Source organism: Polaromonas sp. P1_G4, assembly GCF_056405475.1.
Map to the genome: position 1 here is coordinate 1 of NZ_JBFUCA010000586.1, position 2452 is coordinate 2452.

Consider the following 2452-nt stretch of genomic DNA (forward strand, 5'->3'; position numbering starts at 1 on the left):
CTCCGGTACCATGTTCCCGGCTGCCGCAAGGCCGCAGCCGCGGGCAGCCTGAACCGCTGCCCGCGGTCAACAACCATAACGGAGGTGACAACATGCATCAGTGTTCAAGGCGGACCTGGCTCGCGCGTGGCGCGGCCGCATTGACAGCGGGTTCGGCGGGACTGGCATTGCCGGTTCTGGCCGCACCCACGGCGACGAAATTTCCGGCCAGTGTGGTGGCGCAGGGCACYACACTGCAGCTCAATGGCGCCGGCACCCGCTTCAAGGCCATTTTCAAGGTCTATGACATGGCCCTGTACACGAGCCGCAAGGTCTCGTCGGCCGACGAGGCGATGAAGCTGGGCACGCCCATCCGCCTGGCTTTTGTGGCGCTGCGCGAAGTCTCCGGCACCGACCTGGGCCGGCTCTTCCTGCGAGGCATGGCCGACAATTCAAGCCGCGACGCTGTCAGCCGCCACTCGGTGTCGAGCAACCGTTTGATCGATATCTTCTCGGGCCGCAGCAAGCTGATGCCCGGCGATTCGTTCGCGATGGAGTTCATGCCGGGCAAGGGCACCAGCTTTTTCATCGCCGAGCAGCCGCAGGGCGCAGCGGTCGGTGATGCGGAGTTCTTTCGCATGGTGCTGGGCATCTGGCTGGGGTCCGTTCCGGCCGACTTCATGCTCAAGGACGCCTTGCTGGGCCTCGAGAAAAGCTGATCGTCCTGAGGCAGCGCCCTGAGACAATGGGGCCATGAGCACCACACGACAGGACTTGCTGCAGGCCTTTGACACGCTTTTGCAGCCCGCGCGTTTCAAGGACTACGGCCCCAACGGCCTGCAGGTCGAAGGCAAACCGTCGGTCGGCAAGATCGTTTCCGGCGTTACCGCCAGCCTGGCGCTGATCGAAGCGGCGATTGCGGCGCAGGCCGACGCCGTCTTTGTGCACCACGGCTTGTTCTGGCGCGGCCAGGACGGCCGCGTCACGGGCTGGATGAAGCAGCGCCTGGCGTTGTTGCTGGCGCACGACATCAACCTCTATGCCTACCACCTGCCACTGGACGCGCATCCCGAGCTCGGCAACAACGCCCAGCTGGGCTTGCAACTGGGCCTCACGGCGACGGGGCGATTCGGCGAACAGGACCTGGGTTTTATCGGTGGGCGTGTCGACGGAGGGCAGTTTTCAGATGCCGGCGCACTGGCAACACATGTGGAAAAAGTGCTTGATCGGGCTGTAACCAAAGCAGGACCAACGCAAGCAGCTATCAAAAACATAGCATGGTGCACAGGCGGCGCGCAGGGGTATTTTGAGGCGGCGATTGCCGCAGGCGCCGACGCCTTCATCACCGGCGAGATTTCCGAACCCCAGGCGCACTACGCGCGCGAGATGGGCGTGGTCTTTATTGCCTGCGGGCACCACGCCTCCGAGCGCTACGGCGCGCCGGCCGTGGCGGCGCAGGTTGCCACGCAGCTCGGCCTGGCCCACCAGTTCATCGACATCGACAACCCGGCCTGAAGCGTTTCTTGCGGGGATCAGGCCGGCTTGTGGCGCTGCCGCCCGGTTCGGCTGGCGTTGGGGCTGGCGTTAGGGCCGGCGGGTTTGGCCCGCAGCGGGGTTTGCGGCGCGGCGTTTCGCAGCGCATGCCAGCTGGAGCCCAGCTCGGCATGCTCCACCGGCACGGCGGTGCGGGTTTCCGGGTCCAGCAGGGCGGCGCGGGAGCGCATGGCGCGGGCAGCCTGCGCCACAGACTGCGCTTCGTGCAGCAGCTGGGCGACGTCCTTGCCGGCGACCGACAGATGAACGATGCCGACGGCAATGTCCGGCTTGATCCGGGCGCGCCCCCCGCCCAGGGCCGTCACGTCCATCGGCCGGCGCAGGTCGGAGGCCACGCGCAGGCCCAGTGTGCGTATCCAGCGCGGCGAATGCATGGTTTCCAGCAGCACGACAAAGCAGCGGTCATAGTAGCGGCCGGCCGGGTTGACGGCGCCGGTGTGGCGCTGAATGCGGCGCGCCATCTGGATGTAGATTTCGTTCAGGCCGGCCTGGCCAATCTGGGGCAGCAGGCCTTCGGGCTCGAACAGCAGCACGGCCATCAGCGCGCCGTCGCGCCGCGTGCGCAGACGCCGGCGCTGCGCACGGATGATTTTCTGCACCATCGCCACGCCGTCATAGAGCTGGGTGATCGGGTCATGCCCCGACGCTTCGCCGTGCTTCAACTGCCGGGTCTGCCGGTTGCGCAGCCACAGCATGGCGGCCGTGATGACCACACTGAGCAAGGCTGCCATAGCCACGCCGGCCTGCAGCGGCAGTGAAAACCGGGTGGGGCTCAGCGCCAGGCCGTACAGGCCGATCTGCGCGGGCAGCGTCAGCAGGCAGCCCAGCGCCAGGCCCCAGGCCAGCCGGTCACCGAGTTGCGTGGCGCGAACCGACAGCCACAGCACTACGGAAAGATTGACGACGGCGAGTGTTGCCG

3 protein-coding genes are annotated in these 2452 nt (G+C 66.7%); 2 read left to right on the top strand and 1 reads right to left on the bottom strand.

Going from position 1 to position 2452, the window contains the following annotated elements; translation table 11 throughout:
- Positions 1-92 precede the first annotated feature (92 nt).
- Together AC1D1X_RS20855 and AC1D1X_RS20860 are read left to right on the top strand one after the other, a co-directional pair.
- Positions 93-698 (top strand): chalcone isomerase family protein, encoded by a 606-nt coding sequence (locus AC1D1X_RS20855; RefSeq protein ID WP_477669855.1) that lies wholly within the window; start codon positions 93-95, stop codon positions 696-698.
- A 34-nt stretch (positions 699-732) separates the two neighbouring features.
- A complete protein-coding gene (locus AC1D1X_RS20860; protein WP_477669854.1) occupies positions 733-1494 on the top strand; it encodes a Nif3-like dinuclear metal center hexameric protein in 762 nt (253 codons plus the stop codon).
- Positions 1495-1511: 17 nt separating this feature from the next.
- Here AC1D1X_RS20860 and AC1D1X_RS20865 read toward each other — a convergent pair.
- Positions 1512-2452: diguanylate cyclase domain-containing protein (locus AC1D1X_RS20865; protein ID WP_477699063.1), on the bottom strand; the 941-nt coding region annotated here is incomplete at its 5' end.

Bases quoted from the DNA above. Each gene is read 5' to 3' on its own strand.
- AC1D1X_RS20860 (WP_477669854.1), top strand. From the start codon at position 733: ATGAGCACCACACGACAGGACTTGCTGCAGGCCTTTGACACGCTTTTG.